Below are 1700 nucleotides of genomic sequence, written 5' to 3'. Positions count from 1 at the left end.
AACAAGAGCAATTACAAGAATCATTTAAAGAATTTGAAGAGAATTTAGAAGAGCTAAAAAAGGAAAATCAAGAGCTAAAAAATCCAAAATCTTTGCCTGATACTCAGGAAGAACAAGAATCTGTTAAGGAAAATCAAGAAAAGAGTAAAAATGACCTAAAGCAAAATAAATCTGGGGACTCAAAAAAATCTCAACAAAAAGCCAAGGAGCAAATGCAACAGATAGCTGAAAAATTACAGCAGATGCAAAGTAGTATGCAGATGAGTATGATGCAGCAAAACTTAGATGACTTGCGAGACATTGTACATAATCTTATAAAACTATCCTTTGATCAAGAAGAGTTAATGACCGACTTCAATGATGTAAAACAAAGCGATCCGCGTTTTGTAGAATTAGCTCAGACCCAATTGAAGCTACAGGACGATGCTCAGATAGTTGAAGACAGTTTGTTAAGTTTGGCTAATCGTGTTTTCCAAATCGCCTCTTTTGTTACTCGAGAAGTAACTGAGATGAACGATCATATGGATAAAAGTGTAGAAGCTATAAAAGAAAGAAAAAAGCCTAAAGCTGTTTCGGAACAACAATTTGCTATGACTTCGATGAACAATCTTGCCCTGCTGCTCGATGATGTACTGCAGCAGATGCAACAAGCCATGAATGATGCGACCGGGAAAGGCCAGGGTAAACCTAAACCCGAATCGGGAGATCCTAGTTTGAGTGAACTACAACAGCAGCTTAATCAACAGATTGAGGGATTAAAGAAAAGTGGCAAATCGGGTAGAGAGCTTTCAGAGCAATTAGCAGAATTGGCTGCTCAACAAGAACGCATCCGAAAAGCATTGGAAAACATGCAGGAGAAAATGGGTGACGGAGAAAACGGACTGAAACCTGGAGATGGAATACCGGCAAAAATGGAAGAAACAGAATCTGACCTTGTGAATAAGCGTATAACTGAAGAAACTATTCAAAGACAGAAAGATATACTTACGAGGCTACTCAAAGCTGAAGATGCTTTGAGAGAAAGAGAATTAGATGAGGAAAGAAAGGGCGAAAGCGCTAAAGATTATGAAAAAGCACTGCCCAAAGCCTTCGAAGAATATTTTAAATTAAAAGAAAAAGAAATAGAGTTGCTTAAAACTGTACCTCCAAAACTCTATCCTTATTATAAAAAAGAGGTAAATGAGTACTTCAAAAGAATCGAAAACAGCCAGAACAATTAATCAGAATGAACACAATTAAGATTCAAATTCCATCATTAGCAGAAAACATCCGCATGATTGAGAGCTTCATCGACAATGCAAAAGACAAATTTCAGCTTGACGATGATATTTATGGCAACATTATGATTGCCGTAACAGAGGCTGTAAACAATGCCATTAAACATGGCAATAAAAATGACAAGTCAAAAAATGTAGCTCTGCAACTCTCATTAGAAGACAGTCAGATAAGGTTTGAAATAAGAGATGCCGGAACAGGCTTCGATTATGAAAATTTGCCTGACCCAACCGCACCAGAAAATTTAGCCAAGCCAGGAGGCCGAGGTATTTTCCTGATGAAAAACTTATCTGATGAGGTCACATTTAAGGAAGAAGGTAAGGTGGTAGAGCTTAATTTTTATATCAATTAAATGACTGATATAAATTTCTTTAACGAGGATTGTTTATATGACTTACCTCAAAAAGAAGAGGTAGTTAAATGGG

Annotated in this window: 1 protein-coding gene and 1 pseudogene; both read left to right on the top strand. The window is 36.9% G+C overall.

From position 1 onward, the window contains the following. A pseudogene (locus E1176_RS20320) lies at nucleotides 1–1220 on the top strand (DUF4175 family protein); the annotation flags it as partial. Between the two features lie 5 nt (nucleotides 1221–1225). Beyond that, nucleotides 1226–1627 (top strand): ATP-binding protein, encoded by a 402-nt coding sequence (locus E1176_RS01395; protein ID WP_155208792.1) that lies wholly within the window; start codon nucleotides 1226–1228, stop codon nucleotides 1625–1627. Nucleotides 1628–1700 lie beyond the last annotated feature (73 nt).

It is taken from the genome of Fulvivirga aurantia, assembly GCF_009711475.1.
GTDB lineage: Bacteria > Bacteroidota > Bacteroidia > Cytophagales > Cyclobacteriaceae > Fulvivirga > Fulvivirga aurantia.
The sequence above is the reverse complement of the archived record's forward strand: the minus strand, read 5'-3'. Positions and strand labels throughout refer to the sequence as shown.